This window comes from Muriventricola aceti (assembly GCF_025567565.1).
Lineage (GTDB): Bacteria > Bacillota > Clostridia > Oscillospirales > Oscillospiraceae > Lawsonibacter > Lawsonibacter aceti.
In genome coordinates this window covers 167,935-194,517 of sequence record NZ_JAOQKF010000002.1, presented here as the reverse complement: position 1 = coordinate 194,517, position 26,583 = coordinate 167,935, and the positions used below count along the sequence as shown (strand labels likewise).

28 protein-coding genes and 1 pseudogene are annotated in these 26,583 nt (G+C 56.8%); 14 read left to right on the top strand and 15 right to left on the bottom strand.

Annotated features, from left to right (window positions below):
- Positions 1-171 precede the first annotated feature (171 nt).
- The gene (locus OCV64_RS03025; protein WP_262669295.1) at positions 172-975 is read left to right on the top strand and encodes a DUF6076 domain-containing protein; all 804 of its coding nucleotides are present in this window, start codon (positions 172-174) and stop codon (positions 973-975) included.
- A 172-nt stretch (positions 976-1,147) separates the two neighbouring features.
- Here the strand turns inward: OCV64_RS03025 and OCV64_RS03020 are convergent, their stop codons facing one another.
- The 7 genes from OCV64_RS03020 to OCV64_RS02995 all read right to left on the bottom strand — a co-directional run bounded on the left by OCV64_RS03020 (position 1,148) and on the right by OCV64_RS02995 (position 7,928).
- The gene (locus tag OCV64_RS03020) at positions 1,148-2,893 is read right to left on the bottom strand and encodes an ABC transporter ATP-binding protein (RefSeq protein ID WP_262669293.1); all 1,746 of its coding nucleotides are present in this window, start codon (positions 2,891-2,893) and stop codon (positions 1,148-1,150) included.
- Positions 2,890-4,674 carry an ABC transporter ATP-binding protein gene (locus tag OCV64_RS03015; RefSeq protein ID WP_262669292.1) on the bottom strand — a complete coding sequence of 595 codons (1,785 nt, stop codon included), beginning with the start codon at positions 4,672-4,674 and terminating at the stop codon, positions 2,890-2,892. Before OCV64_RS03015 ends, OCV64_RS03020 begins: the two co-directional genes overlap by 4 nt.
- 88 nt (positions 4,675-4,762) lie before the next feature.
- The gene (locus OCV64_RS03010) at positions 4,763-5,383 is read right to left on the bottom strand and encodes a TetR/AcrR family transcriptional regulator (protein WP_262669290.1); all 621 of its coding nucleotides are present in this window, start codon (positions 5,381-5,383) and stop codon (positions 4,763-4,765) included.
- Between the two features lie 132 nt (positions 5,384-5,515).
- On the bottom strand, positions 5,516-6,061 hold the full coding sequence (locus OCV64_RS03005) for a class I SAM-dependent methyltransferase (RefSeq protein ID WP_394803817.1): 546 nt from the start codon (positions 6,059-6,061) through the stop codon (positions 5,516-5,518).
- Positions 6,033-6,323: a hypothetical protein gene (locus OCV64_RS16135; RefSeq protein WP_394803815.1), complete on the bottom strand. Its 291-nt coding sequence runs from the start codon at positions 6,321-6,323 to the stop codon at positions 6,033-6,035. Before OCV64_RS16135 ends, OCV64_RS03005 begins: the two co-directional genes overlap by 29 nt.
- Positions 6,324-6,555: 232 nt before the next feature.
- Positions 6,556-7,071, bottom strand: a complete 516-nt coding sequence (locus OCV64_RS03000; RefSeq protein ID WP_262669289.1) for a hypothetical protein — start codon at positions 7,069-7,071, stop codon at positions 6,556-6,558.
- 71 nt (positions 7,072-7,142) lie between these two features.
- Positions 7,143-7,928, bottom strand: a complete 786-nt coding sequence (locus tag OCV64_RS02995) for a ZIP family metal transporter (RefSeq protein ID WP_262669287.1) — start codon at positions 7,926-7,928, stop codon at positions 7,143-7,145.
- A 464-nt stretch (positions 7,929-8,392) separates the two neighbouring features.
- Between OCV64_RS02995 and OCV64_RS02990 the strand changes: the two genes are divergently transcribed.
- The 3 genes from OCV64_RS02990 to OCV64_RS02980 are packed head-to-tail and all read left to right on the top strand — an operon-like array spanning position 8,393 to position 9,512.
- Positions 8,393-9,079, top strand: a complete 687-nt coding sequence (locus OCV64_RS02990; protein ID WP_262669286.1) for a class I SAM-dependent methyltransferase — start codon at positions 8,393-8,395, stop codon at positions 9,077-9,079.
- Positions 9,080-9,085: 6 nt separating this feature from the next.
- Entirely contained in the window at positions 9,086-9,340 is a 255-nt protein-coding gene (locus OCV64_RS02985) for a heavy-metal-associated domain-containing protein (RefSeq protein ID WP_262669285.1), read from the top strand.
- A 28-nt stretch (positions 9,341-9,368) separates the two neighbouring features.
- Entirely contained in the window at positions 9,369-9,512 is a 144-nt protein-coding gene (locus OCV64_RS02980) for a hypothetical protein (protein ID WP_262669283.1), read from the top strand.
- A gap of 197 nt (positions 9,513-9,709) precedes the next feature.
- On the opposite strand, the gene OCV64_RS02975 is transcribed toward OCV64_RS02980, so the two are convergent.
- Positions 9,710-10,105, bottom strand: a complete 396-nt coding sequence (locus OCV64_RS02975; protein WP_262669282.1) for a metal-dependent transcriptional regulator — start codon at positions 10,103-10,105, stop codon at positions 9,710-9,712.
- Positions 10,106-10,371: 266 nt separating this feature from the next.
- Here OCV64_RS02975 and OCV64_RS02970 point away from each other — a divergent pair, with 266 nt between their 5' ends.
- The 7 genes and pseudogenes from OCV64_RS02970 to OCV64_RS16130 all read left to right on the top strand — a co-directional run.
- On the top strand, positions 10,372-10,923 hold the full coding sequence (locus OCV64_RS02970) for a DUF3793 family protein (RefSeq protein ID WP_262669280.1): 552 nt from the start codon (positions 10,372-10,374) through the stop codon (positions 10,921-10,923).
- 44 nt (positions 10,924-10,967) lie between these two features.
- Positions 10,968-11,390, top strand: coding sequence for a flavodoxin (locus tag OCV64_RS02965; RefSeq protein WP_262669278.1), 423 nt, complete (start codon positions 10,968-10,970; stop codon positions 11,388-11,390).
- Positions 11,391-11,556: 166 nt separating this feature from the next.
- Positions 11,557-12,420, top strand: a complete 864-nt coding sequence (locus OCV64_RS02960; protein ID WP_262669277.1) for a helix-turn-helix domain-containing protein — start codon at positions 11,557-11,559, stop codon at positions 12,418-12,420.
- Between the two features lie 168 nt (positions 12,421-12,588).
- Positions 12,589-12,861 (top strand): DUF6110 family protein, encoded by a 273-nt coding sequence (locus OCV64_RS02955; protein ID WP_087238102.1) that lies wholly within the window; start codon positions 12,589-12,591, stop codon positions 12,859-12,861.
- Between the two features lie 52 nt (positions 12,862-12,913).
- The gene (locus tag OCV64_RS02950; protein ID WP_262669276.1) at positions 12,914-15,028 is read left to right on the top strand and encodes a heavy metal translocating P-type ATPase; all 2,115 of its coding nucleotides are present in this window, start codon (positions 12,914-12,916) and stop codon (positions 15,026-15,028) included.
- A 721-nt stretch (positions 15,029-15,749) separates the two neighbouring features.
- Positions 15,750-16,016: a hypothetical protein gene (locus OCV64_RS02945; protein ID WP_240287021.1), complete on the top strand. Its 267-nt coding sequence runs from the start codon at positions 15,750-15,752 to the stop codon at positions 16,014-16,016.
- Positions 16,003-16,242: pseudogene (locus OCV64_RS16130) on the top strand (sporulation initiation factor Spo0A C-terminal domain-containing protein); the annotation flags it as partial. The gene OCV64_RS02945 and the pseudogene OCV64_RS16130, both read left to right, overlap by 14 nt.
- Positions 16,243-16,311: 69 nt before the next feature.
- Here OCV64_RS16130 and OCV64_RS16125 read toward each other — a convergent pair.
- Positions 16,312-16,410: a hypothetical protein gene (locus tag OCV64_RS16125; RefSeq protein WP_366460989.1), complete on the bottom strand. Its 99-nt coding sequence runs from the start codon at positions 16,408-16,410 to the stop codon at positions 16,312-16,314.
- A 310-nt stretch (positions 16,411-16,720) separates the two neighbouring features.
- On the opposite strand from OCV64_RS16125, the gene OCV64_RS02935 reads away from it, so the two are divergent.
- A complete protein-coding gene (locus tag OCV64_RS02935) occupies positions 16,721-16,897 on the top strand; it encodes a hypothetical protein (protein WP_240287025.1) in 177 nt (58 codons plus the stop codon).
- Between the two features lie 284 nt (positions 16,898-17,181).
- Here the strand turns inward: OCV64_RS02935 and OCV64_RS02930 are convergent, their stop codons facing one another.
- On the bottom strand, positions 17,182-17,628 hold the full coding sequence (locus OCV64_RS02930; protein ID WP_147570761.1) for an Hsp20/alpha crystallin family protein: 447 nt from the start codon (positions 17,626-17,628) through the stop codon (positions 17,182-17,184).
- A gap of 897 nt (positions 17,629-18,525) precedes the next feature.
- Between OCV64_RS02930 and OCV64_RS02925 the strand changes: the two genes are divergently transcribed.
- Both OCV64_RS02925 and OCV64_RS02920 read left to right on the top strand, forming a co-directional pair.
- The gene (locus OCV64_RS02925) at positions 18,526-18,957 is read left to right on the top strand and encodes a flavodoxin (RefSeq protein ID WP_240287027.1); all 432 of its coding nucleotides are present in this window, start codon (positions 18,526-18,528) and stop codon (positions 18,955-18,957) included.
- Positions 18,958-19,082: 125 nt separating this feature from the next.
- Positions 19,083-19,649: a DUF3793 family protein gene (locus tag OCV64_RS02920; protein ID WP_147570759.1), complete on the top strand. Its 567-nt coding sequence runs from the start codon at positions 19,083-19,085 to the stop codon at positions 19,647-19,649.
- Positions 19,650-19,693: 44 nt separating this feature from the next.
- Here OCV64_RS02920 and OCV64_RS02915 read toward each other — a convergent pair whose 3' ends face one another.
- The 5 genes from OCV64_RS02915 to OCV64_RS02895 form a co-directional block, all read right to left on the bottom strand.
- The gene (locus tag OCV64_RS02915; protein WP_262669275.1) at positions 19,694-20,695 is read right to left on the bottom strand and encodes a linear amide C-N hydrolase; all 1,002 of its coding nucleotides are present in this window, start codon (positions 20,693-20,695) and stop codon (positions 19,694-19,696) included.
- 111 nt (positions 20,696-20,806) lie between these two features.
- Positions 20,807-21,634 (bottom strand): hypothetical protein, encoded by an 828-nt coding sequence (locus OCV64_RS02910; protein WP_262669274.1) that lies wholly within the window; start codon positions 21,632-21,634, stop codon positions 20,807-20,809.
- 252 nt (positions 21,635-21,886) lie between these two features.
- The gene (locus tag OCV64_RS02905; RefSeq protein ID WP_262669273.1) at positions 21,887-25,039 is read right to left on the bottom strand and encodes a UvrD-helicase domain-containing protein; all 3,153 of its coding nucleotides are present in this window, start codon (positions 25,037-25,039) and stop codon (positions 21,887-21,889) included.
- Positions 25,040-25,320: 281 nt separating this feature from the next.
- Positions 25,321-25,632 (bottom strand): thioredoxin, encoded by a 312-nt coding sequence (gene trxA, locus OCV64_RS02900; RefSeq protein ID WP_262669271.1) that lies wholly within the window; start codon positions 25,630-25,632, stop codon positions 25,321-25,323.
- Positions 25,633-25,707: 75 nt separating this feature from the next.
- A complete protein-coding gene (locus OCV64_RS02895) occupies positions 25,708-26,556 on the bottom strand; it encodes an NAD(P)/FAD-dependent oxidoreductase (protein ID WP_262669269.1) in 849 nt (282 codons plus the stop codon).
- Between the last annotated feature and the right edge of the window lie 27 nt (positions 26,557-26,583).

Here is a 26,583-nt window from a genome sequence, read left to right as displayed (position 1 = left end):
CAGTCAATGAGTGCGGAACATGGCGCGTATGTCGAACTGCTGTAGAAGGGAGAAATAAAGAGAGACCTCGCCGGGGTATCCGGCGAAGTCTCTCTGGAAGGTACAACGATCTCCGATGAGGTAATCCTGTTTTCTGAATTAAGTTTTGGTCCGTATGCGGTGGTGGTGGATTTGATCCGCTTCCAGGCCAAGGCGATCCTGAAGCATGATGACCACGGCGGTCTGGCCGACATGACCGAGTTTCAGGCCATGCTTGACACCGTGGAGGACCTGGTATCTACTCTGGAGGAGGAATTCCCTCTGCATGGAACCTTGCTCCGCACACAGCTGGAAGATGAAGTTCCAGCGGATGACGGGACTGCCATGTATCCTTTCCTGGCCAGCCGGAATATCCTTACCATTTTAGCTGAGGTCATGCAGTTCCAATTTGTAGTCAATGAAGTATTACATGATGTGCAAGCCGGGGAACCAATCGTTTCTGAGAAGTATGACACGCTGTGGGAGGTCCCTGTGCGTTCAGTCCTGCGCTGGGATGGAAGTACCTTGACGACCCAATACCACTTCCGCTCCGCTGTGGACTATTATCATTTTCTGCTTCTGCAGTTTGTGACGAACCATCCTTCCGTTGCGCGGTGTCATTGCTGTGGGCGGTATTTTATCCCGAAAACGAAGAAGAAAACGCTCTACTGTGACCGGATCCTGAAGGACGGTAAGACCTGCAAGGAGTGGGGACCGGTGTTCAAGCACCGACAGAAAGCCGCCCAGATCAGAGTGGTGGAGGAGTTTGACCGGGCCAAGCAGCGGATGTATAAACGCTATGAGCGGGCGGAGTTTATCAACAAGGAACCGTCTGAAAAGGATTTAAGCTACGGGGAGTACTACCAATGGCTGGACCGGGCGGCCAAGGCCAGAGATGATTATCTGGCCGGGAAGCTGTCCACAGAAGAAGCATTAAATATCATACAAACACTGTAGCACAGATCGTTGCGGCTACTTGGCATGCAGAATCGCCGTTTTGGTAGACGTCCATACAAAAGTAAATGAGAACTGGGCAGTGCGGATCTATTTCCGCACTGCCCAGTTCTTTTATGGTAAAGCAATACTGCATAATATAGTTCTTGATTACTTTAGAACTACCAAAACACAGTTATCTCAACTGCCACTGGGCACTTTCACTCTGGAGTTCCACCATGTGCCGGAACAGGCCTCCCGTCGCCATAAGCTCCGCCGGGGTGCCCTGCTGTGCCACACAGCCGTCCTTCAGCACCACGATATGATCCGCACCGGCCACGGTGCGCATCCGGTGGGCGATGACCAGCACCGTCTTGCCCTGAAGCAGACGGGCGAGGGCGGTCTGGACGGCGCTTTCGTTCTCCACGTCCAGGCTGGCGGTGGCCTCATCTAGCAGCACCACCGGCGCGTCCTTCAACAGGGCCCGGGCGATGGAGATCCGCTGCCGCTCCCCGCCGGAGAGGGTGGAACCGTTCTCCCCAATCACCGTCTGGTAGCCCTGGGGCAGTTTGCGGATAAATTCGTCGCATTGGGCGGCCCTGGCGGCCTCCAGCACCTCCTCATCGGTGGCGCCCCGGCGGCCCAGACGGATGTTCTCCATCACCGTGTCCCGGAACAGCACCACGTCCTGGAACACCATGGAGTAGGAACGCAGGAGGGTCTCCGGGTCTACCGTGGACACATCCGTCCCACCTAAAAGCACCTTCCCGCCGGTGACATCCCAGAACCGGGCGGCCAGCTTGCAGGCGGTGGATTTCCCGCCCCCAGAGGGACCAATGAGGGCGGTGACTTCCCCCTGGCGGGCGGTGAAGCTCACATCCTCCAGCACCCCTGCTCCCTCCCGGTAGGCAAAGGAGACGTGTTCAAAGGTGATGTCGTATCGGTCAGGGTGAAAGTTCTCTGTTCCCGTCTGCACCGGCTGCTCCAGGATGGAGCGCATCCGTTCAATTTGCAGCTTGGTGTTGAAGGTGGCGGCGATATTCTGGAGCACCACCCCCAGGGGATCATACAGCCGGGCGGCGGCGAACAGGAAGCCCAGGAAATAGAGGAAGGAGAGTTCCCCGGCCAGCAGCAGCGCCCCGCCGGTGAGCACCGTGGTGGCAAGCCCCAGGCGCAGGAATGCCTGAGCGGAGCACACAAACACGCCGGTGGCCAGCTCGGACCGGATGGAACTGCCTTCCATAGCAGATAGCTTTGCCTCCAGGTCACCAAGATACCGCTCCTGCCGGTGGCAGGCCTTGATGTCCCGGATGGTCTCCAGTCCCTCCTGGATGCAGTCGGCCACCGCCCGCTTGTTCAGGATGTTTTTCGTTCCGAAGGCGTCCTGGATCTTCTTACTTCCCGCCGTCAGCGCCACCGCCACAGGCACCACCCACAGCACCGCCAGGGCCATGCGCCAGTCGCAGGCGAACATACACACCCCGATCACCAGCGTGGAGCCGATAGAGGCAAACAGCTGGGGCACATAGTGGGAGAACATCTGGTCCAGGCTGGAGCAGTCGGCAATCATGGTGGAGGTCAAGTCGCTGAGATCACGGTTCCCGAAAAAGGACAGGGGAAGCCTACGCAGCGTCTCTGCCAGGCTCACCCGGCGGTTGGCACTCTCCCGGTAGGTGGCGATGTAGAGGGAGGCGTACTGGAACCAGTGAAGGACGAACAGTAGAACCAGCACCGCCAGGGCAAAGCCCACATAGAGCCAGAACCCGTCCGTGGGACTGCCGCCGCCCTCCAGACAGCCAAGCAGGTGTTGAATTGTAAACAAGACTGCCCCGACAGGGAACATAAGAGCCAGATTGCACACAAAGCACCAAATCACGGCCTTCACCAGGTCTCTGGCTCCCTTCTCGCTGAGGGCGAAGATGTGTTGTAATTTCTTTATCATACCGCTGCCTCCTTTCCGACCTTCCACTGGGCGTTGCGTTGATAGTCCGCCCACATGGCGGCGTAGACGCCGTTTTTCTCCAATAGGGCACTGTGGCTGCCCTGTTCCGCAATCTTTCCTTCCTTTAAGACGATGATGTTGTCCGCGTTCTGCACCGTGGACAGCCGGTGGGCGATCATCAGCACTGTTTTATTCCGGGTCAGCGTCTCAAAGGCCTTTTGGATCTGATGCTCATTCTCCGGGTCGGCAAAGGCGGTGGCCTCGTCCAGCACCACGATAGGGGCGTCCTTCAAAATGGCCCGGGCCAGGGCGATGCGCTGCTGCTCCCCGCCGGAGAGGTAGACGCCTCTGGCGCCCACTACCGTGTCCAGCCCCTGGGGCAGCTTTTCCAGGATGTCGTCGCACTGGGCAGCGTGGGCGGCGGCCAGCACCTCCTTCCGGGAGGCGTCCGGCCGGGCGGCCCGGATGTTTTCCAGCAGGCTCTCCTTGAACAGCCGGGTATCCTGGAACACAAAGGCCACCTGTCCCATAAGGGCGGCGCCCTCCAGCTCCCGCACGTCCGCGCCGCCCGCGGTGACGCTGCCGCTGTCTGTGTCCCAGAACCGGGGGATCAGGCTGGCGGCAGTGGTCTTGCCCCCGCCGGAGGGACCCACCAGGGCCACCACTTCACCGGGCTGGACGGAGAAACTCACATCCTTCAGCGCGGGCCGGTCCGCGCCGGGGTAGGTGAAGGTCACATGGTCAAAGGCCACGGCGTCGCTGGCAAAACTCTTTTGGACCTTCGGTTCCTCCATGGGCTGCTGGCTCAGGATCTCGTCCAGGCGGCCAATGGCCTCGTCGGCCTCCATCACCGCCTCACTCATATACATGATGCGGTTGATCATCTGGCCGCAGGCAGGGGCGAACAGGGCGTAGAAGATCAGGTTCACCAGCGCGGCCCGCACATCCCCGCCGGAGGCGATGAGCAGCACCGCCGGGATCAGCAGGGCGAAGGCCCCGTTAATGAAGGTAAGGAAACAGGTCTGGCCCGTCCGGCAGCTCATGGCGTACTGACTGGCCAAGTCGCTGTAATCCTGGATGGCCGCGTAGAAGGCATTGAAGGAGTAGACCGTCTGCTGGAACATCTTCACCACCGGGATGCCCCGGACATACTCCACTGCCTCGCCGCTCATGCGCTCGATCTCCTGCTGATAGCGGTGGAAGAAGCCGGCGTTTTTGCCGCCCATCATCATGCACATGGACAGCAGGGCCAGCACCATGGTGAGCAGACACAAAAGGCCCATTCGCCAGTCAAAAAGGAACAGCACCACGATGGCGGCGATGGGCGTCACCGCCGTAGCGGCCAGGTCGGGGAGCTTGTGGGCCAGCAGGTCCTCGGTGAGCCCGGCGTTGTCGTCGATGAGCTTGCGCAGCCGCCCCGACTGGTTCCCGGTGAAAAAGCCCAAGGGGAGCTTCAGTACATGGGTCATGGCGGCGCGCCGGATGTTCCGGGCGGTGCGGAAGGCCGCGATATGGGTGGACATGAGGGCGGCAAAGTAAAGCAGGATGCTGCCAACGGCAGTCCACACCGCCATCCAGCCCCAGCGGCCCAGATCCCCGGCCCCGTCCAGACTGGGCCAGGCTGACAGCACGCTTCTGGCCACCAGCCAGACACAAAGATACGGCGCCAGCCCCAGCACCGCCGACAGGGCGGACAGGATACAGCCCAGGATTGTTAGGTTCTTGTGCCCGCCCGCATAGCCCAGGATGCGGGCAAGGCTGCTTGGTTTCTTTTGCTTCACAAATATTCCTCCCTTTAGGTTAGCGATTACTAACCGATAGTGTAAAAAGAAAGGGGCAAGCCCCAATCTTACTGGAAAGTGGTGCGCCTTATGACTGGCCGATCAGCTTCAGCCATCCGGCGGTGTAAAAATCCCGCAGCTGATCCACATAACGCATGGCCTGCTCCTTGGGCATATCGTGGATGACGATTTCAAAGATGCCGTTGAACATCCCGCTGGCGATGATGTGGCACAGCTGCTCGTCCAGCTTTGGACATTCATACCCCAGGCGGTGCAGCACCTCCAGGTACTGGAGGGTGTATTCCACCTCGATTTCCACGATATTGTGTACGAAACGCTCGTAGCTGGTGCCTTCCGCCTTACACAAAAGCAGCTTCACTGGCTCCCTGTGGTCGCAGATGTAGTCCACCATCCAATGGACGCACTGGCTGGACTCCATCCCCATGTGCGACGGCTGCTCTCCCTCCGGCAATTCGGCAAAGGTTGTCTGCGCCTCCATAAACCGGCCCATCAGCGCGGCGGCGTGAGGTTCCACAATGGAGGCAAAAAGCGCCTCCTTGCCGGAGAAATAGCCATAGAGTGCGCCGGTGGTGACACCGGCCTGCTTCACGATCTGCCGCAGGGAGGCCCCCTGGAAGCCTTTCTCGGAAAACTCCTCCATGGCGGCCTGTTGGATTTTCTCCAGCGTGACGGTAGATTTTTCTTCCATGTGCGCCTCCATATAACGGTGTTATATAACGTCGTTATAATAAAGCCGGCAAGGTGATTTGTCAAGAGGGTGTGGCCATATCCGCTCAAAAAAAGCCGGCCGGAACACTCCGGACGGCTTTTGGCGAAGGCATCATTCGGTTGCCAGATGGACCATCTTGACCATCCAAAACCGGTCCGAAACCGACATGCTGATTTTTGTAGACAGCTTCAATCCGGTTCGGGGGATATGGCGGTAATAGGGCTCCTCGGCCAGCACCCTGACCCCACTGCCAATTTTCCCGGTCAGCTCCGACGCGGAATCCACATAGAAAAACATCTGCGCATCTCTGTGGCCCACCTGCTTCATGTACTTTTTCCGCATCATGGCCATACCGCTTTTGCTCACGGTGTCAAAGACGATTTCAATCTCTCCAAACCCCGTGAGCATCCGCAGGAGGCCCACAACCTTGTTTTCCTCAAAATAGTGGAACAGGCCTCCGGCGGTGACCAGAATAGGAGCATCCGGCACATCGGCGCGGATCTGCCTGATCCAGTCCTCGGCAAAGGCGTCCCCGGCGAGATAGGTCTCCCGCTCCGGCTCCGACAGCAGCGCCCGCCGGTACTCCACCACATGGGGCATATCCAGAGCATACCAGCGGGTATGCCCGTTATCGCAGCGGGAATAAGTCGTCTCCAGACCGCAGCCCAGCTAAACGACCACACCGTCCGGTCTGCGCTCCAGAAAGGTCCGGATGAACCGATCTACATTGGCGGACCGGGCGGCGGAGGCCAACAGTATACTGGCTCTGGCCGCCCTTCCCAAGCAGGTCGGAAGGCAGTTTCTTTTTCAGTTCCAGCGCCTTTGGATCGTACAGGATCTGCGGGCAGTACTCGCTGGCATAGATCCTGCCCAGCATGGGGACAAACAGCGTGTCTTCCACAACGCCTAACTTTGACAAAACAACATCCCTCCTGTTTTCCGGATTGCTTCCTGCCGACAAGCTGTCTGGAAGATACCAGTATCATCCTTGCCTCCCGGCGGTGGGACCAAAAGCCTCTTCTGGGGTACCCATGCGTCGGACATTCTGATAGCCCATCTCCCGCAGTTTTTGCCCAAAGGCATCCCCATCATCTTGACTACCGGTCTGACAATTTGAGAACAAATACCTATGCGGCACATTTTCTTACTGTTCACCAAAACATATCGATGAGCAGCCCCAGCCCTGCCTGGGCCGCCGCCAGGATAGGGCACATCAAAAACGGCCACTGGAGCAAGTGCTCCGGCAGAGCGTAGTCTTTCATCCAGGCGTTGAACCCGTAGCCGGGGTGCCCTTCAGTTCCCGGGGTGATAAACCGGCTTTTCGCCTTTCTCTGAATCAGCCAGAAATCCAAAAACAACAAGTCACAGAAATTAACCATCATCCATTGGATATACCCGGTCAGGGCCAGACGCCAGAACCCTGTTGTCCCGCTCTCCATGGTACTGACCGCGCCATAAAGCAGGAGAGGCAGCAGCTCCCCAAAACAGATCCAAAGCCAGTAAAAGCGGTTTTCCGCACTGGTGGGCGAATCTTTCGCCGCCTTGATGATGGCTGGCGGATAACATGGGAACATCAGTCGAGGGTGATACAGTGCCACCAACCCGGCAAACAGGTTAAAATAGGCTGCCATAGCAAACCCGTCCAAGACAACGCGCGTCCAGTTCATACATATGTCTCCTATTGCTATGATTTACTCGTATTTCAAGCCGGAAAGAAATCGGTTAGATATCATTGTACTTAAGCCCCCAGAGCCACATCCAGCGTCATCATGAGGGTAAAGCCGACCGCAAACAGAACGGTTCCCACATTAGAGTGTTTTCCCGCCGACATCTCCGGGATCAATTCCTCCACTACCACATAGACCATCGCTCCGGCAGCAAAGCTTAGGGCGTAAGGCAGCACCGGGACTAAAATACCAGCCAGAAGGATGGTCAGGATGGCACCTATTGGCTCCACTGCGCCGGACAGCGTTCCGTACAGAAAGGAACAGGATTTGGAGAACCCCTCCGCTTTCAGGGGCATGGAAATGATCGCGCCCTCCGGAAAGTTCTGAATGGCAATTCCCAGAGAAAGAGCCAGTGCCCCCGCCAGTGTGATTCCGCTGTCCCCATAGAGCCACCCGGCATAAACCGCACCCACCGCCATACCTTCCGGGATGTTGTGCAGAGCAACCGCCAGTGTCAGCATGGTCGTTTTTCCCAATCTGCTTTTGACGCCCTCGGCCTCCGAACTGCCACGATGCAGATGGGGAATCAACCGATCCAACCCCAGCAGGAATAGGATGCCGAGCCAGAAACCCACAACGGCGGGGACAAAGGACCACCGGCCCATGTCTGCCGCCTGTTCCATCGCAGGCAGCAGCAGGCTCCAGATGGAAGCCGCGACCATGACACCCGCCGCAAAGCCGGTGAACGCACGCTGAACCAGGTCGCTCAAGCTGTTCCGCATAAAAAAGACACAGGCCGCGCCCAGCGCTGTCCCAGCGAAGGGGATCAGCAGCCCTTTCCACAATTCAATCGGCATATTCTCCTCCAATCTTACCGTAGTGGTTTTCTGTAAAGTCTATCCGGATGCTCCGGAGGCACATAGGTCCGTCGGCCAGCTTTGCCAGCGGCTGACGGATGCAACCAAGAACCGTATAGGGATCTCCTGCACGGAGTCCTTCTCAATCTTGTATTTCTCCATAGGTCCTCATCAAAAGGCGTAGTGTCCTATGACTGATTATAGTTAGCTATAACTAACCAGTCAAGCTATTTTCGCATCAGATCATGCTTTCTTTCCAGCGCAATAACCCATAGCAAACAGCGTTTACACCGCAGTCCGGTGACAACAAGGCTATCAGCTTTGAGGATATAACACCATCGTTTCGTTTGGAGCGTTGGCCATCCATTGATAGAAAGATGTTATGGCGGCATCTTGCAATTTCATGCGACAAAGAGTATGATGTAGTTAGCAAACGCTAACCGTCATTGAGGTGACAATATTGCATGGATGACAACAAGCAGTTTTGGGAGCGGTTTTCACGGCATTACTCCGGTTTCATGCGCCGTTCTCAGATGACCTATCAGCAGATCTGCAAAGCAATGCGCCCTTTTCTGAAACGGGATATGGATGTGTTGGAGTTAGCCTGCGGAACAGATCAGCTGTCCGTTCCGCTGTCTCCGTGTGTCCGGAGCTGGGAGGCAACCGACTTTTCATTTGAAATGATCCGTCAGGCAAAAAAGCAGGTTTATTCGTCTCGGCTCCATTTCTCCGTTCAGGACTCCACCAAGCTGCCCTACGGGCCGGAGAGCTTCGATGCGGTCGTGATCTCCAACGCCCTCCATGTCATGCCACACCTGGAAAAGGCTCTGGCGGAAGCCTGGCGGGTTCTGAAGCCGGGGGGATGGCTGTTCGCTCCTACCTTTGTCTGGGGCAAAAGCCGAAGCGCCAGACTCCGGCTCTGGTTCATGGGGCTGTCAGGCTTTCGGGTGTACCATGTCTGGACTGCCGGGGAGCTGATGGCATACCTGTCCGAGCGCAGCTATTCCATCGTTCGCCATCCGATTCTCGGAAGTTCGTTGGCGCCGCTGTGCTGTCTGATGGTCAGGAAGATCCCGGATGAACGGACTGCGGCATGGCAGACCACCGTCCGGTCCGCGCAGCTCGATTATACAAAAGTCAAGGAGGAATGAGAAATTATGTGGAAGTACACAGTGGAAGTCAACGGAATGATGTGCGGGATGTGTGAGGCTCATGTCAATGACGCTGTGCGCAAAGCCTGTCCGGTCAAAAAGGTAAACTCCTCCCGCAGCAAAAACCAGACCGTGATCCTCTCTGAAACAGAGCTGGACACGGAGACTGTTATGAACGCCATTCGCAGCACAGGGTATGAGGTCGGCACGATCCAGAAGGAGCCGTACAAAAAAAGAGGATTGTTTGGCTGCGGTCTTTAGAAGCAGCAGTCAGAAAAGAGGCGTGAACATGAACATGGCAATGCAGTCGTTTGGATATGGATTAGCGGCTTTGCTATTCTGCATCGCCGTTCTTGGCGTGTGCTATAACATCAAAAAAGCCGCCCGAAATCTTTTGAAAAGACAGCAGCCACATAAGGGTGATCTGTCGTGAGCGGTTGGAGCTATGGAGCAGGTGCGCTTGGCGGTGAACTCACACAGCAGGCCGCTCCTGATTCAAAAGCGCAGATCACATAAAAATGAGGTGGAGTCCATATCAAGGCTCCACCTCATTTGATATTCTCTGCAAATGACAGGTATTCACATATCGTGTTGCCGCTCGATAACAAAGTCCGCCAAATTTGCATAGACTCATTGCCCGTGCGCATCCTCCCGCATTTTCGTTACCTGCGCCAAGTGCGCCTGCACCGCCGCAACGGATTTCTCGCTGATTACATGCTCAATCCGGCAGGCATCCTCGGTCGCAGTCTTCTCGCCCACACCCAGTTCCATCAGCATCTGGCTCAACACCGTATGGCGGGTGTACATCGTCTTTGCAATGGCAAGCCCGGTCTCCGTCAGGATGATTGCACCGTCAGCGTCCACATTCACATACTCGTCCTTTTTCAAAATGGACATGGCTCTGCTGACGCTGGGTTTGGTAAAGCCCAGCTGTTCTCCCACATCGATAGCCCGAACGAATGCGCTGTCCTGAGAGAGAATATAGATGGTTTCCAGATACATCTGGCCACACTCGTGAATTGCCATGGGAACCTCCATAAGAAACGGGTGTTTTGCTTATTATAACACAGGTATCTGATAAGCGCCATTTTTTTGTCAGCAAAATCCATACATCCTCTTGACAAGCGAAATGGTCCTATATATAATTGCATTAGTTAGCTACCGCTAACCAACGGGCGGTGGCTATCTTTTCGGCACATTAGTTAGCTTTTGCTAACCTATCTTAAATTGTCAGTATTACATATTTCCCCGCACTGTCCGCATGTGGACATGATTTTGTGAGGGAAACGCCTATGTCAGAGGATCTGCTGATTCGCCATTGTTCTCCCACCCTGGCCGGGATTAAGACGGGAAATCTCTTTTCCTGCGCCTGCTCCAGCCGGGAGGAGCTGACGAAAGACCTGTGCCGACTGAACAGGAAACTGGTTCCCAGAGGAATCCGTGTACTGCCGCTTAGGGTTCGCAAAGGGCGCGCTTTGATCTACGCCTACCGCCCCAATGCACTGGAGATCGATTTGACCAATCTGCGCGCAAGGGAACTATTGGCGGCGTATGGTTACACACCGGAGAAGCCTGACTGCTGTGTGGTGCAGCTGATGCGCAGGCTTCAGTCCGCTGGAGAGTTCCCCCATGAGATTGGCCTGTTTTTGAGCTATCCGCCGGAGGATGTGCTGGGCTTCATCTGCAATGGGGCGTGCAATCACAAGTGCGTGGGCTGCTGGAAGGTCTACGGCGACGAGCAGACCGCCAGAAACATCTTTGAGAAATACGAGATGTGCAGCAAAATCTACTCTCGGCAGTGGCAGCAAGGGAAATCCATCGAGCAGCTCACCGTAGCTGGTTGATGTTTCTGCCATAACAAATCCAGAAAGAAAGGTCGTTGAGTCTTATGAGTAAAGTTGCAGTGGTGTATTGGAGCGGCACGGGAAACACCGAGGCCATGGCCATGACGGTGGCCGAAGGCGCCAAGAGCAAAGGGGCTGAGGTATCCGTCATCCCCGCCGCAGAGTTTACCGCGGAGCAGATTGGCAACTACGGCGCCATCGCCTTCGGCTGCCCCTCCATGGGGGCGGAGCAGCTGGAGGAGAGCGAATTTGAGCCCATGTTCGCTGCCTGTGAAGGACGCTTGAGCGGGAAGAGCATTGCCCTGTTCGGCTCCTATGGCTGGGGCGGCGGCGAGTGGATGAGAAGCTGGGAGTCACGCTGCGGTGACGCTGGGGCCAATATGGTCTGCGATAGTGTGATCTGCAACGAGACCCCCGACGACGAGGCCCTCTCGGCCTGCCGCGAACTGGGAGCGGCGCTGGCCTGACGACCACACACCGCAGAAGGCAGGAGACAAGCTGCTTGTCTCCCGCCTTCTCTCTGTTCCCAGGACAGCGCAGGCAAAGCCGGTTTGATCACAGAGAAACAGGTCGTGAGAAATCATGCTGAAAGAGCATTTGTTCAATCAAAATACAGGATGCTGGAGCAGAAGCATGCCGGGGGTACAGCTTTGCCGTTTTTCCTTACCGGAGCCGGAGCAGGGGTCTCCACGGTCCATCCCGGTATGCGGAGTACCGCTCCAATTTGAAGTGCTTTTCTGTCTGTCCGGCCGCCTTGCGGTTCAGACCTCGAAAGGGGCGCCCTATGTGGTGGAGGCTCGGGAGATCTTTCTGCTTTCTGACAGCTCCGAGCTTTATTCCTGTCAATACAGCGGAAACCTGTGCGGCATCCTGGTGGCGGTAGCCGCAAAAGCCGCAAAAGAAAGCCTTATGACAGTCTGTTCTGCCCTGGGGATGGAGTTGAATACCAAAGTCGTTAAGCGGAAGATGGCGGCAAGTCGCGGGTGCATGGCGCTGCACGGTACACCCTGGACACAGGCGTTTTTTGAAACGGCGCTTCATCTGTCTGAGGAAGCCCAGGAGCGTTACTGTGTTTTCAAATCAGTAGAGCTGCTGTATTTACTTTGCACCGAGGCAGAAGAAGCGGATGGAGCTCCCTCCGGTACAGGCTGCCCAGTATCCCACAGCCTGTTGGAAATCAAGGCATACATCCAGGCACACCTGTCTGAAAAACTCACCATTGACCTGCTCTGCAAGCAGTTTTCCGTTTCCCCAACCTTCTTAAAGGAAGGCTTTCGCCGCGCCTACGGCGTGCCCATCCACACTTATTTGATCCGGCAGCGCCTGCGGCGGGCGCAGGAGCTGATCTGCACCACCCGGATGCCCATCCAGCAGATTGCGCAGTCTGTGGGATATGAGGGCATGAGCCAGTTCAATACCGCATTCAAGCGGGAATATGGCATGACCCCCGGCCAGTACAGAAAAATGTCGGAAACCGCAACTCTGCGTCTGTTTTGACAGCGACAGCCATCTTTGTTTTCTGCTATAATATCCAGACATTCCAAAGTAATCAAAGGAGTGACGGCGATGAAACAGCATCGTTTTTGGGCTTGGGGCGTTGTGATCTGTATGATCATGGTCATGGTCACCGGCTACAAGCGGAAATAAGGGAAAGGAAGTATTGCAATGAGTGTTTATACGAAACTGGCCTGCTTTGCGGGCGGCGCTTTGTTTGGCTCTTTTGGCGTGAAGCTGCTGTCCAGCAAGGACGCCAAGAAGGCCTATGTCCATGTCACGGCCGCCGGCCTGCGGATGAAGGACTCGGTTATGGGAACCGTGACCACGGTGCAGGAGAACGCCGCAGACATTCTGGCCTCCGCCAAGGAGCTGAACGAGGACCGGGCGGCAAAGGAAGCGGAGGAAGCCGCCGCTGCCAATCTGGAAAGCGAAGAAGCCTGATTGACCCAGAGGGAGCCGCCAGCGGCTCCCTCTTTTCGTGAAGGAGGAACCTATGAACGCAACCATATTGCACGAGAGCCGGGGGCGCATCCGGTTCCAGCTGCGCCAGAATCAAATGACGCTGGCACAGGCGGATCTTCTGGAGACATGGCTCCAGAGAAGGTCCTGGTGCCGGCAGGTCACCGTCCATGAGCGCACCTGCTGCGTCATCCTGTACTATGACGGCAGCCGCCAAGCTGTACTGGATGACATTCTGTGCTTTTCCTGGCGGGAGGCAGAGCAGACCATATCGCTGCCCGCCCACAGCAGTCGGGCGCTGAACCGGGAATTTGAGGAGAAGCTGGTGGGCAAGGTTCTTTGCAAAGCCGCCTGCACGCTCTTTCTCCCATCGCCCCTTCGCATCGCCCGCATCCTCTGGCACATGATCCCCTTTGTACGGCGAGGGCTGCACTGTCTGCTGCGCCGCCGCGTCAAGGTGGAGCTGCTGGATGCCCTCTCCATTTCCATTTCCGCCTGTCGAAGGGACTTCGGAACCGCCGGAATGGTCATGTTCCTTTTGGAAATCGGCGAACTGCTGGAGGAGTGGACACGAAAGAAATCCGTAGCCGATCTGGCCCGGTGTATGTCCCTGAATGTGGATCGGGTCTGGCTGCGCACAGCCCAGGGCGAAGTGCTGGTCCCTGTGTCCCAGGTCCAGCCGGGGGACGCCGTAGTGGTCCGCGCCGGCGGCATCATCCCCGTGGACGGTCTGGTGCTGGAGGGGGAGGTCACCGTCAATCAGGCGTCCCTCACCGGCGAGTCCATTCCTGTGCCCAAGCGACCCGGCGGCGCCGTCTATGCCGGCACCGTGGTGGAGGAGGGCGAATGTGTGCTGGAGGTCAAACAGGCCTCCGGCCAGAGTCGCTATGACCAGATCGTCCACATGATCGAGCAGTCGGAGCAGATGAAGTCGGAGGCTGAGAGCAGGGCCGCCAATCTGGCGGACAAGCTGGTGCCCTATACCTTCGCCGGGAGCCTGCTGAGCTTCGTCCTCACCCGGAATGTGACACGGGCTCTGTCGGTGCTGATGGTGGACTTCTCCTGCGCCCTGAAGCTGGCGATGCCCCTGGCCGTCCTCTCCGCCATGCGGGAGGCGGGGCGCGCCCATATCACCGTCAAGGGCGGCAAGTTCCTGGAGGCGGCAGCCGCTGCCGATACCATCGTGTTTGATAAGACCGGCACTTTGACCCACGCCTGTCCACAGGTGACTCAGGTGGTGCCCTTCGGCGGTAAAGAGGAAACGGAAATGCTGCGGCTGGCGGCCTGCCTGGAGGAGCACTTCCCCCACTCAATGGCCAACGCCGTGGTGGAGGAGGCCAGGCGCCGGGGCCTGCGCCATGAGGAGTATCACTCCAAGGTGGAGTATCTGGTGGCCCACGGCATCGCCAGCACCGTCAATGGGGAGCGGGTCCTGATCGGAAGCGCACACTTCGTGTTTGAGGATGAGGGCTGCGTCATTCCAGAGGGCGAACAGGAGCGCTTTGACGCGCTTCCGCCGGAGTATTCCCACCTGTATCTGGCTGCGGGCGGGCAGCTGGCCGCTGTGATCTGCATCTCCGACCCGCTGCGGGAGGAAGCAAGAGAAGTCCTCGCTTCGCTTCGCGCTCTGGGGATCACCAGCACCGTCATGCTTACCGGAGACAGCTGCCGCACTGCCGCGGCCATTGCCGCCCAGGTGGGAGTGGACGACTTCCGCGCCGGAGTCCTTCCGGCGGACAAAGCGGAGTATGTGGCCCGGCTCCGCCGGGAGGGGCACACCGTTTTGATGGTGGGCGACGGCATCAACGACTCGCCGGCCCTGTCCGAGGCGGACGCGGGCATCGCCATCAGCGACGGGGCCGCCATCGCCCGGGAGATCGCGGACATCACCATCGCCGCCGACAGCCTCTGGGAGCTGGTGGAGCTGCGCCGTATCGCCATGGCGCTGATGGTGCGCATCCACTCCAACTACCGCTTTGTCATCGGCTTCAACGGCGCCCTGATCGCCCTGGGTGTGGCCGGAGTTCTGCCGCCCGCTACCTCGGCCACGCTGCACAACCTCTCCACTCTGGGCGTCAGCCTGCGGAGCATGAGCCGGCTGACCGCCGATAAGCAGACTGCTCAAGGCAGCAATTCGCAGAATGGCTAAAAAACACATTCTTTCTACTTTGCGGCTTGTGCATTTTGCGCGGTAGCACATGGCTAACTCCATGTGCTATAATAAGCCCACGATGCGCAGTGCGTGATGCATGGTAAGTCCAATCGCCGCTGCGCATTGCTTATGGGATGCAGTTAGCTATAACCAACCGTATAAATGAAGGGAGCGGATTTTATCAGACCGTATCGATCTACCGTCGTTCTTTCTGCTCTGCTGCTTATATGCAACACTTTTTAAGCATCATTCACAGTTCTGATTTTTGCTAAGAAATATAGTCCATTCTTACATTATATAAGCGCCCCACATGCCGCAGTCCGTTGGCAGAAAACTTGCCACTCCGCGAGCGCACTACATTCGCATTGTAGGGGTCGTCGGTTCGAATCCGATCAGGTCCACCATTTTTAAGAAAAATCACCGCCAATTTGGCGGTGATTTTTCGTTTGACCACAATTTTACCACAGACAGGGAAGAATCTGCCCCCTTGCACCCAGCGCTCTCCAGGATGATCTGGAGCCTCTTTCGCGCATAGCCCGGATCGATGGGCTGCTCCGGCTTGCTCCGGGATGGGAACATCAGGTCAGAGAAGATCCCCTTCTTGTACTTCAGTAGTAATTCCACGTTTTCAAGAAGATGGCCGGAGGATAAAAATTCCGATATATAAGTTGTCACATAGCGTCTATTTCTGCCATAATTATCGAGAGGAGAGATTTTTGTGGCGAAAAGAGTCAGACGCTATATTTCTGAACTCCTGCAAGCATATCAGGAAATCACAGGAAAAACTTATACTGAAATAGCATTAGATTTTGACATATCACTGTCCAATCTTTATCTGTATCGCACGGAACAAGGTAATCCAACCGCAGATACCATTGATAAAATTGTAGACGGGATAGAGAAAGACTGCCCGGAAGTGATTAAAAAAGTTCCGTACCCACCAGAGGAAGACATTGCAGAGGAGGAAGGTCATGGAGATCTATGAACTGCTATACCGTCTTGGTGTCACCGCCAACTATACAGGCTTCTTCTATACTGCCTATGCAGTACAGTTGTGCGCGGAACATCCGGACCGTCTGATGCTGGTAACAAAATGGGTATATCCGGATGTAGCAAAGAGGTATCGGACAAATTGGAAAGCTGTAGAAAGAAACATCCGCACAGCAGGCAACGTCATATGGGAGGAAGGCCGGTCCCATCTGGAACAATTAGCAGGCAGAATATTGGAACACAAGCCTTGCAATGCGCAGTTACTGGCGATCTTATCCTACAGTCTGCTCTTACCACGCGCCACTCGTCTGACGGCTCGTAGACTGGATGAAGCGGTAGCTCTCTCCAGAGAAGATCATGATATGGGAGTAGTGGATGAGTCGGCCAATGAGCGAGACGATGAGCCGGTTGTCCCCAAAGACTGTGTTCCACTGGATGAACTCAAGGTGAAGTGATGAGGAGGCTCATCCTCTCGCAGCAGTCAGAGACCACCTGGGAAAGCAGCCCGGCGGCATCCCTGCGCGGAGGGACAAAGCCCAATCTCGCCAATGGCATACAGACCAGTTTTTCTTAACGTACTGAGGAACGCATTGAGCGTTCCTTTACTGTTTCTCTCCAAAAAGGTTCGCCAGAGAATCGGCAGTGAAGAAATAGATCTTCCGGCCTGTTACAAATTATGAAAGCGATGGCGGTGGCGAAGTGAGTTTTCCCAATCCATACAACCTGTTCCGGAATAACGGGACTGCGGCGCAACTGGACAAGGTTCCCACGGAGATCGCACCGGATTTCCAGGGCAGAGTTTTCTCTGATAATGGAATGGATATCGACAACCGCTGCGAACAGCCGTTGCAGTTGTCCCGGGCCATCTTTGAATAGTGCGGAACGGGCAGGCAGAGAGTGGCCGGAAACGGAGGGGGGCATCCGGCAATCGGCTGGCCCCCTGTGCCGTCATATATCTTAACATTCCAGATTAAGGTTTGATTGTCCATTTCATATGTCCTTTTTGGAAAAAAGGACGAAAAGCGGATTCTGCCAGAGGAAAGCCTTGTGTTCTTTTTCATAATCTAAAAACCCTCTGCCCATTTTCAAATGGGCAGAGGGTTTTTAGATATTGTATTGAGAGGTACAAGAGAAAAATGGAAGTTTAAGAAGCGCGCGAATCACTGAATCGCAATCCGGTTGTGCTGGGGGAGCTCCTTTGTTTCCTTCTTGGGCAACGTCAGCTTCAGGATACCGTCTTCATACTTAGCGGACACCTCCTCAGGCTCCACATCACCAACGTAGAAGCTGCGGCTGCATGCGCCGGTATAACGCTCCTGACGAATATAAGTGCCTTTTTTGTCCTTTTCCTCCTTGTCAAGTCCCTTTGCGGCACGGATGGACAGATAGCCGTCTCGAAGTTCCACAGTCATTTCCTCTTTCTGGAAGCCAGGCAGATCGATGTCCAACTCATAGGAATTCTCTGTTTCCCGTACGTCGGTCTTCATCAGATTCTTAACGTGCTTGCCATACAGAGGGTCGTGACCAGTCCACATCGGAGCGGTGGGAAATCCATCCCCCCAAAAGTCATCAAACAGACGCTCGGCCAAATACTTGTTGTTAGACATAATTCATTCCTCCATTCAAATAACGAATACTTTGCTCGGCCCTTGGAGAGAGCTGGAGGAACTTTTTGGGAGGGGATCATGTGCCCCCTCTCTCAAGGTTCAAGCCCATTATAATCCCGACTTTAGCACTGTCAAGGGGTGAGTGCTAAAATTCATAAAAGAAATACAATTCGTTCATATAATATTCGAGAATGGAGGGACCGGAGGGGGATGGACAGATCTGCTTCCGCATATGGCCGGAGAAAAATATTTAAATTGGGAATTGCTGGGCAAGGGCCTAGAGCAGACTCGGAAAAAGTTGGAAGACAGTGGCTGGCGACTTTTGCGAAAACACCCCCTTTTTTGATATGGCTTGCTCTGCATAGACAGCAGGCGGTACCCAGCATGCGCCACAGCATTCCAAAGGGTATCATCATTCAGGGTCTCCTCGACGATGACATCTGTCAGGCCTTTCCGATGGTTTTTGATGGGGCAGGCCTTACAGTTGGCCTCATTAATATGGGCCTCATACATAGAGCGGGCCATACTTCGATTCCCAGTATGATTTTTACCATAAAATCCTCTCCTATTTGTTTGTATTTCAAAAAATGCGTAAGAGATTTAGCAACAAATTAGAAAGAACTAACTTCTGCTCAAAACAGAAACGCTCTATGAGCGGAGAAGGATGCATGGCTAATATGGTCATTTTTCAGCGTGTCGTCAACAGTTCTGTGGAGAAGTAAATTTTTCAGAAAAGGGGATTGACAGATCAGATGTACTATGTTATTCTTTGCGAGTAGTTAGTATATACTAACCTCGAAACGGACAGGTCTTATTTTTTAAACGAAGGTTAGTTATATCTAACTATTGAGAACAAACCATTGTCTGAATGCCTCAAGTAAAGGAGCGAGCATAAGTATGAACAAATTAGCAATCGTCTATTGGAGCGGCACCGGGAACACAGAGGTCATGGCCAACTGTATTGCGGAAGGGGCAAAAGAGGCCGGAGCTGAGGTGACGCTGATGGGGCCGGCCGATTTTTCCACCGCCCGTCTCTCTGAGTTCAACGTAGTGGCCTTTGGCTGTCCCGCTATGGGGGCTGAGGTGTTGGAGGAGATGGAATTTGATCCCATGTTCTCTGGGATAGAAAGCTTCCTGAACGGTAAGAGAATTGCCCTGTTTGGATCTTATGGTTGGGGTGATGGACAGTGGATGCGGGATTGGTGCAAGCGGTGTGACGAGCATGGCGCCAATCTCTACGACGAAAATGGATTGATTGCCAACGAGACTCCTGATGCAAGTGCCCAGGAGAAGTGCCGGGAGCTGGGCAGAAAGCTGGCTGCCTGGTAGGACTGGACCCCGCTGTTCTGCTTATTTAGATCCCTCCCCGCTTTCCCTTACAGATTCCTCCGAGCGGATATCTGACCCGTTCGGGGGAAAACTACTATCGAGTTGCCTGTGAAAGGAGACGCCCCATGGATCGGACATTTGAAGAAATGCTAGTTAGACAGTGCGCCCCTACTCTGGCGGGCCTGAAGCCGGGCAGCCTGTTCTGTATTACGGCGGAGGACTTAGAGAACGTGCGGAAGAAGGTGCGGTTTTGGGACCAGCGCCTGGAGGTCCTCGGCCTGTCTGTCCGAATACTGCTGGAGCGGAGAGAGGCCGGCTCCGCCTTGGTGTATGTGTACCGCGGCAGCCAGCTAGAGCAGTCCCTAGGAGCGACGGATCGCCGCGGTTTTCTGGTGGGGATGGGGTACAGGGGGAGCGGGACAGAGCAAATGCTGGACCAGCTGGCGGAGCGCCTGTCGGCCCAATCGGATTTTCCACATGAGATTGGTGTATTTCTAGGTTATCCCCTCAGGGATGTGGTAGGCTTCATCGAAAACCGGGGACAAAATTTTACTTGCTGTGGATTCTGGAAATCATACAGCGATCCCAATACAATCCAACGGTGTTTCGCCTGCTACCGACAGTGTGTGAACATCTATGTCAGGATGTATGAGCGAGGGATTCCAATTGAAAAAATGGTAATCGCCGCGTAAAAAGAGCGCCCCTGCGAGGTATTAACCTTGTGGGGGCGCGGTTTTCAATTTCTATAATTCACATCCTGGTGCTCCCCCAGAGGGAACTGTCGAATGGCCCCGGTGCCGCGAGGTAGTCGGACGGCGGAGATGCGTCGGTTTTGCGCGGGGGAAAAATAGTAGATGCCGCTTTCGGCGCACATGACTGAGATACAGAGGGTCTGTTGATACTCCTCGGCATCCGGGGACGTCCTGGACAGTCCCTCTGGAATGTTCACCGGGGAAAAGGCGCGGAACATCCGGGATACTCCGTCCAATTCGTCTATTCCTTCTACGGCAAACTCCTTCATAAACGCCATACGGACAAATCGGGAGGGGGAGGTATAGTCCCCAGGCAGGCCAAAACCACCTCCTAGCCGCTCTCCGAAGGCGCGAATCTCATGCCCTGCGATGGAATGAGGCGGTTTTGGTAGGTTGGTGGTCCCCACATAGGTCCGCAGATTGGTCCTGTGCCAGAGATAGTCAGGGCTGTTGGTCAATACTCCAATAGTATGGCGGTGGAGCTTCAGCCCGCCGGTGTCGGGCTCCAGGACAGCAGCCTCACCGCTTCGATCACTGAAGATATAGTGGGCCGGCAGAGGGCTGCCCAGAGAGAGATCGTCTACCAGTGCGACGGTGGGTAAGAGAGCGGCGACTTCCTCCACCCCAGAACAGAGGCCAAAGAGATATGCCAGCAGACGGCCTGGATGTACCGCCATCTGGTCCGGCCTGGGCTTTGGTGGGTAAATGGCGTACTCCGGGTAGTGGAGCAGCGCGCCCATTAGTCCGGCCTCATTGACGCCGTCTACAAGGATGGGTTCCCCATATCCCAGCACCGCCATGCCCGTATAGCCATAGTGTGCCGTGACCTCCCGCCCGGCTGGCTGAAGCCCAGGCAGACAGGGTGACCCTTTGGGGACACAGATAACCCGGTTGGCCCTCAGATTCCCAAGCTGGTCATATGTCCGGCCTAAAAGGTGGCGGCCATCTTTTGTTTTCCAGGAAAAGCTGCTGCATCCAAAGTTCATATCCCATTCTCCCAGAGCGGTTGAAATTCTGCGACAGGTGATAGTATGCCGGTTTCTCCCTGAAAAATTCCTGTTTATCGTAGGTGTGGGAGAGGGTGCCCCGCATCTGCGTTACCAGGTAGATTTGACATAAAAGGAGTAGGATGCAGTACCTCCATATCCGCTCTCTGGCGCCCAGGCGGCATGGACCTCGTAGATATAGCCGCCTGGCTGCAGCTCGATCTCATTCCCGCGGAGGACCACGGGCTGGCCGACGGCGTCCGGGCTGCCCAGATCCGCCTCGCTCCAGCAGCGCACGTTTAAGATTTCGTCCGGAGCTTCCGCAAAGCGCAGAACAGCGGTCTGCTCTCCAGTGTCCAGGGGAGACAGCAGCTTCCCACAGTCCAGAGGATGGGGACTGTCTGAGAGGATGTTCTCAAAGCTATCCCCGTCGGCTTTCCTCTGCCATTGATAGCTGCCCAGCAGAGCGCCGAGGGATGCGTCGCCGCTGACGACGGCCAGTGCGGGTGGGTCTTCTAAAATCACGGGAGCAGCTGGGTCGTTTAGCAGCTTATTTGCATAGCGGTTGAGGGCCTCGCATGGCTCGTGTTTGGTCCGGTACCCCACGCCGTCGATTACAAGGAAGGGACTGAAGGCCATGACGCTGGTCTGGCTGCCATCAGCCATGGTGAGAGAGAAGGTGACGGCCTGTCCACAGTAATCCTGGTAGGAATCGTCCCTCTGGTAAATTACGGTATCCTTCAGATATTCCACCAGCTGGCCGGGTTCGGTAATAAGAAGCGTTTTGTCCGGCGGGGAGAGACGGACAGTGACAGAGGCGAGATCCGCCGAGTTTAGGTGAGCAAAGGGTCTGTTTACGGCGGATGACATCCATAGGAACAGGCCGCAGCCTGCCAGTGCGGCGCAGGCTGCGAAAAGAAAATAGCGATGTTTTTTCATAGGGAGCTCCTCCTTGCGGTTTCGTTTCTATCCATCAAGACGGAAATGGTCCGAAGAAGTTGCGCTCCCGAAAAAAATATAGGCTGAAAATAGGACGAAAAAATTCTCCTGATTGTTTCTGCTGGGAGAGGGGAGGATTGTTAACTCAGAAAGCCTAGAGCAAAGGAACCACACGCAACGGCGGCCAAGAAGCTTCTTGGCCGCCGCCTTTTCCTGTGTGGATATGGAGAAAGAAACGTAGACTGCTGTCCGCTAAAACAGGGAGAGCTGCTCCGCGGGGGGAGCGGGACGGGCGGTCAGCCTTTCCCGCCGGACCGTTGTCGGAAGGTTTGCCAGGAAGAGGGAGGGCTCTCCGGCGGTGGTAAGGATCAGCTCCTCCTTGGCGCGGGTCATGCCCACATAGAACAGCCGGCGCTCCTCCTCCAAATCGGCTGGCCTGCCCTTGGTCTCCAGCGGCAGGGAGCCGGCCTTGAGACCAGCCAGCAGGACGGCCGGAAACTCCAGCCCCTTGGAGGCGTGGAGTGTCATAAGCCGGACAGCTCCGGACTGCCAGCCTTTGCCGGATGCCCGGCACAGGTCCCCCTCCTGGCCCAGGATCAGGGCGTTCCACAGGCTGTCCAGGGTAGGGTGGAACACAGCCGCCCCTTTCAGCCGTACCAGCTCCGGGGAGGAGCCCCGCTGCTCGATCCAGTGCTCCACCAGCCGCCAAGGCTTTTCTTTTTGAACCTGCGGGAGCCAGGAGAGGGCCTGATCCAGCCATGCCTCCAGGTGGCCGTAACCACGGAAGGCATCCCGCAGGACCGGCTCTTCCAGAGAGGACAGAGGCCGGCACACCGCCAGGGCCTTCTGGACTAGGTCAGTGGGGCACTGGAACACCAGGCGAAGGGCGGACTCTAGCGCAGGCCCGTCCCAGGGAACCTGGACAGAGCGGAAAAAGGCCAGGGTTCCCCGGACAAGGTCGGAGTCCCAGAAATCCTCCCGCCCGCTGACGACGCAGGGGATGTCGTCATGGCGGAGACAGCTCTCAATCAGCTCCAGCTGCCGGTGGGTGCGGCAGAGGACGGCGATATCGGAGAAGGCGCGGGCCTCCTGTGACGCGCCTAGGCGCTGGGCCTCCAGCATATCCACCCCTCCGGTCATCCGTCCAATCTCCTTGGCGATCAACACCCCCTCGGCAAAGTCGTCCGGGGCGGTGATAAGCCGCACAGGAGGACCGGGCGGGCAGTTGGGGGAGAGCGTTTTGGAGTCGCCCTTCCCGGCTTGGATCACAGGGAGGGCGGCCTGGAGCACCTGGGGCGTGGAGCGGTAATTCTCCACCAGGCAAATCTGGCGTAAGTGGGGCAGATCTTCTGCCAGCCGCTGAAAACAGCGGCCACTGGCCCCCCGGAATCCGTAGATGGACTGGTCGGGGTCTCCGATGACAAACAGGCTCCGGCTGCCCTGGGACCACTGCCGGGCAAGGGCGTACTGGGTATCGTTGATGTCCTGAAACTCATCGATCAGAAGATAGCGGAAGTTTTTACGCCCGGCGGTGTCCACCTTCAGTCCCTCCGCCAGCAGGTCATCAAAATCCAGAACGCCCAGCGCCGCCAAATAGGAGCGGTAGGCCTGGTAGGCCTCTTCATCCAACCCGGCCTCCCCCAGAGAAAACCCATTTTTGACCTGTGACACCCCTTGGAGCAGCTCCTTGGGGGAACCTTTCCGGCCCAGAGACTGGAGAACCTGACTGGCCGCTGTCAGCCCCTCTCCCCGGCTGATTAGGCGGACCTGGCCCAGCAGCTTCAGGCAGATGGCGTGGAAAGTTCCGATGGTCATGGGGGAAACAGCCCGCTTGCCGCCCAGACGCCGCTCCAACCGCTGGCGCATCTCGGCGGCGGCCTGGTTTGTGAAGGTGACAGCGGTGATTTCCTGGGGGCGGACCCCCAGCTCCTCCACCAGATAGGCGACACGGGCGACCAATGTTTTGGTCTTTCCTGTACCTGGCCCCGCCACCACGGCCACCACGGGCTCTGGGGCGGTGACAGCAGCCAGCTGCTCTGGGTTCAATTCCTCCCCGCGAGGAGGGACGTCAGCCGCTTTGATGGTGGCAGCGGGGGAGGGGAGGACCTGGGATTTGTGGGAGAAGTCTCCCTTTTCCTCAGGGGCAAAAAGAGAAAACTGACCGCTGAATCGCTGGATCTCACCGGGAGTCAGAAGGGAGATGACACCATACTCCCCGTCAAAGCCCGGACGGCGGTCTACCTCGCCCAGCCGCAGGCGGCGGATGCCCTCGGCCACACAGGGGCCGGCCAGCTGGCTGATGTCTGGAATAGGGGCTTGGCGCAGGATATAGAACTCTGGGCCCAGGCCGTGGAGCAGGCTCTCGTACCGCTCCATGGTCCCCTTTGCCGTGGGGGAGGAGCCAGTGGAGGCGGCGATAACCTCTGGTAGAGGAGCCAGACTCTCGAAGGGCTTGGCCCTCTGTGGCTGAAAGCCAGCGGGCCGGTCGGCCAGGGCCTCCACCCGGTGCTCCACGCCGATGGTCAGCTTTCTGCCGCAGACTGGGCACAGGCCGCCTCTGGCCAGCGTTTCCGCCGGAGTGAGGCAGACGCCGCAGTTCCGGTGGCCGTCCAGGTGGTACTTGCCCTCCTCGGGGAAGAACTCCACAGTGCCCAGAAAGTCCTGGCCTGTTCGAATGGAGTGGATCAGGCCGGAGTAAGAGATGTCTCCATCCAGCAGGTTGGCCTCCCGTCCCAGCTTGGCAGGGGAGTGGGCGTCGGAGTTGGAAACCAGGGTGAGGCCGTCCAGGTCGGACACCCGCCAGTTCATAGGCGGATCGGAGGACAGGCCGGTCTCCACGGCATGGATGTGGGAGCGAAGAGGACCAAAGCACTCCTCCACGGAATCAAAGCCGGAGAAGGCCCCAAACATGGCAAAGTGAGGGGTCCAGATATGAGCTGGAATGAACTCCGCCTCCGGGCAGGTGTCCAGGGCCAGCTCCAGCAGATCCCGGCTGTCCAGCCCGAGGATGGGCCGGCCGTCGGAGCGGATGTTCCCGATGGCCTCCAGCTTGGTGGACAGCAGGTCCGCCGCCTCCAGAGAGGGGAGAAGGATAAGGTTATGGACCTTCCGGGTCTTTCCATCCCGCTTATAGATGGAGCTGATCTCACCAGTGACGACGAATCGGGGCGGGGGGGAGGATAGACCATCCGGCAGGGCGAAGGACTCCCGTAGGGTGTAAGTCCCATCCCCCAGGGGGAGCAGCTGCTCCTTCAGTTCGGCCCGCCAGGCCGGATGAGTGAAATCCCCGGTGCCCAGCAGTTGGATGCCCTTCCGCCGGGCCCACCAGTCCAGGTGAGGGGCGTCGCAGTCCCTGCTGGTGGCGCGGGAAAACCGGGAGTGGATATGAAGGTCGGCAATGTACAAAATATATCCCCTCTTTCAACAGGATTCGACTTCTATTATAACTTTTTTTCAGGGAAGCGCAACACAGGCGGAGAAAGATTCCGATGCCGATATGGATTGCCGGTTAAAACCAATTGAGCGGATTTAAGATTGCGAAAAAGAAGGCGCGAAATGTATGTTTGAAGTTTCCTTGTCGGCAAAAGAAAAATAAGACGCAATGACCCTGCCACCTGCCAGTCCTGGCAGAGAAAAGAGGAAGGGGAGAGGTTTCCCTCTCCCCTGAAATCCTTCCACAAGAGCTCTTACTGCTCCTTGTCCAGCACCTCGGTGAAGGCGCTCTCTGGCATGACGCCCACCTTCCGGTCAATCTCCTTGCCATCCTTGAAGAAGATGACAGTGGGGATGGACATGACGCCATATCGGATAGCCAGCTCCTGCTCATCATCCACATTTACCTTGCCGACTACGGCCTTTCCCTCGTACCGGTCAGCCAGGTCCTCGATGACAGGACCCAGCATACGGCAGGGGCCGCACCAGTCAGCCCAGAAGTCCACCATCATCAGCTTGCCTTGGTCCAAGGCCTTATCGAAGCTCTCTTTGTTGAAATGAGTCATTTGTATACTTCCTTTCCTGTATTTTTTAATATTAGTTTTTTGTCCCCTATCATCAGCGGGGGGATATCGACCACTTTATTTTATCTGGTCTAGATATTCACAGGCAGATAGTGCGGCCACGTGGCCCTCTCCGACCGCTTTGGCCACCTGAAGGGGCCCGCCAGTACAGTCGCCGGCAGCGAACACACCCTCTACATTGGTGGCCATCCGGCGGTCCACCCTGATGTAGCCCTCCTCCGTCTCCAGGGCGGGGAGCAGATCGGTGGGGGCCACCGCCTGGCGCAGGATAAAAATGCCGGCGCAGGGAATAGAGGCTCCGTCCGCCTCCAGGGCGGTGACGGCCTGCTCCCCCTTGACCGCCAGCCGACCGGCCCGGACAAAGGGAATCTCCTGATCCAGTCCCTGGGGCTCTCTGGCGGCGACATAGGTGACCTGGCACCCTAGGCTTTTCAGATAGTTGGCCTCATGTGGGGCGTCCGGGGAACGCCCCACCACCACGACGGGCTTGTTCCGGTAGAGCATTCCGTCACAGGTCGCACAGTAGCTCACACCCCGGCCCAGATACTCCTCCTCGCCGGGATATTTGGCCTGGCGGATGACCCCAGGGGCCAGGATCAGGGCCCGGCTGTCGTACACCTGGCTGCCCACCGTGACCATAAACCCCTTCCAAGCCATGAGGGAGATGGCTTTTCCGGTCAGAAACTCGGTCCCCAGCTGCTCGGCGTGGCGCTGGAATTCCTCCAGCATCTCATGCCCAGTCCGACCGGGCAGGCCCAGGTAGTTGTCTACCTGCTCCGCCCGGGCCAGGGGGCTGTCCTGCCACCGATTGCCAATGACCAGCACGCGCTTGCCCCGGCCCCTGGCCCCAACAGCGGCAGCCAGCCCCGCCGGGCCGCTGCCCAATATGATGATATCATAGGTCATGGAGCCACCTTCTTTCTATATATTCTA

Bases quoted from the DNA above. Each gene is read 5' to 3' on its own strand.
- OCV64_RS03020 (WP_262669293.1), bottom strand. From the start codon at position 2,893: ATGATAAAGAAATTACAACACATCTTCGCCCTCAGCGAGAAGGGAGCC.
- OCV64_RS03010 (WP_262669290.1), bottom strand. From the start codon at position 5,383: ATGGAAGAAAAATCTACCGTCACGCTGGAGAAAATCCAACAGGCCGCC.
- OCV64_RS03000 (WP_262669289.1), bottom strand. From the start codon at position 7,071: ATGAACTGGACGCGCGTTGTCTTGGACGGGTTTGCTATGGCAGCCTAT.
- OCV64_RS02995 (WP_262669287.1), bottom strand. From the start codon at position 7,928: ATGCCGATTGAATTGTGGAAAGGGCTGCTGATCCCCTTCGCTGGGACA.
- OCV64_RS02990 (WP_262669286.1), top strand. From the start codon at position 8,393: ATGGATGACAACAAGCAGTTTTGGGAGCGGTTTTCACGGCATTACTCC.
- OCV64_RS02985 (WP_262669285.1), top strand. From the start codon at position 9,086: ATGTGGAAGTACACAGTGGAAGTCAACGGAATGATGTGCGGGATGTGT.
- OCV64_RS02980 (WP_262669283.1), top strand. From the start codon at position 9,369: ATGAACATGGCAATGCAGTCGTTTGGATATGGATTAGCGGCTTTGCTA.
- OCV64_RS02975 (WP_262669282.1), bottom strand. From the start codon at position 10,105: ATGGCAATTCACGAGTGTGGCCAGATGTATCTGGAAACCATCTATATT.
- OCV64_RS02970 (WP_262669280.1), top strand. From the start codon at position 10,372: ATGTCAGAGGATCTGCTGATTCGCCATTGTTCTCCCACCCTGGCCGGG.
- OCV64_RS02965 (WP_262669278.1), top strand. From the start codon at position 10,968: ATGAGTAAAGTTGCAGTGGTGTATTGGAGCGGCACGGGAAACACCGAG.
- OCV64_RS02960 (WP_262669277.1), top strand. From the start codon at position 11,557: ATGCCGGGGGTACAGCTTTGCCGTTTTTCCTTACCGGAGCCGGAGCAG.
- OCV64_RS02955 (WP_087238102.1), top strand. From the start codon at position 12,589: ATGAGTGTTTATACGAAACTGGCCTGCTTTGCGGGCGGCGCTTTGTTT.
- OCV64_RS02950 (WP_262669276.1), top strand. From the start codon at position 12,914: ATGAACGCAACCATATTGCACGAGAGCCGGGGGCGCATCCGGTTCCAG.
- OCV64_RS02930 (WP_147570761.1), bottom strand. From the start codon at position 17,628: ATGTCTAACAACAAGTATTTGGCCGAGCGTCTGTTTGATGACTTTTGG.
- OCV64_RS02925 (WP_240287027.1), top strand. From the start codon at position 18,526: ATGAACAAATTAGCAATCGTCTATTGGAGCGGCACCGGGAACACAGAG.
- OCV64_RS02920 (WP_147570759.1), top strand. From the start codon at position 19,083: ATGGATCGGACATTTGAAGAAATGCTAGTTAGACAGTGCGCCCCTACT.
- OCV64_RS02915 (WP_262669275.1), bottom strand. From the start codon at position 20,695: ATGAACTTTGGATGCAGCAGCTTTTCCTGGAAAACAAAAGATGGCCGC.
- OCV64_RS02910 (WP_262669274.1), bottom strand. From the start codon at position 21,634: ATGAAAAAACATCGCTATTTTCTTTTCGCAGCCTGCGCCGCACTGGCA.
- trxA (WP_262669271.1), bottom strand. From the start codon at position 25,632: ATGACTCATTTCAACAAAGAGAGCTTCGATAAGGCCTTGGACCAAGGC.
- OCV64_RS02895 (WP_262669269.1), bottom strand. From the start codon at position 26,556: ATGACCTATGATATCATCATATTGGGCAGCGGCCCGGCGGGGCTGGCT.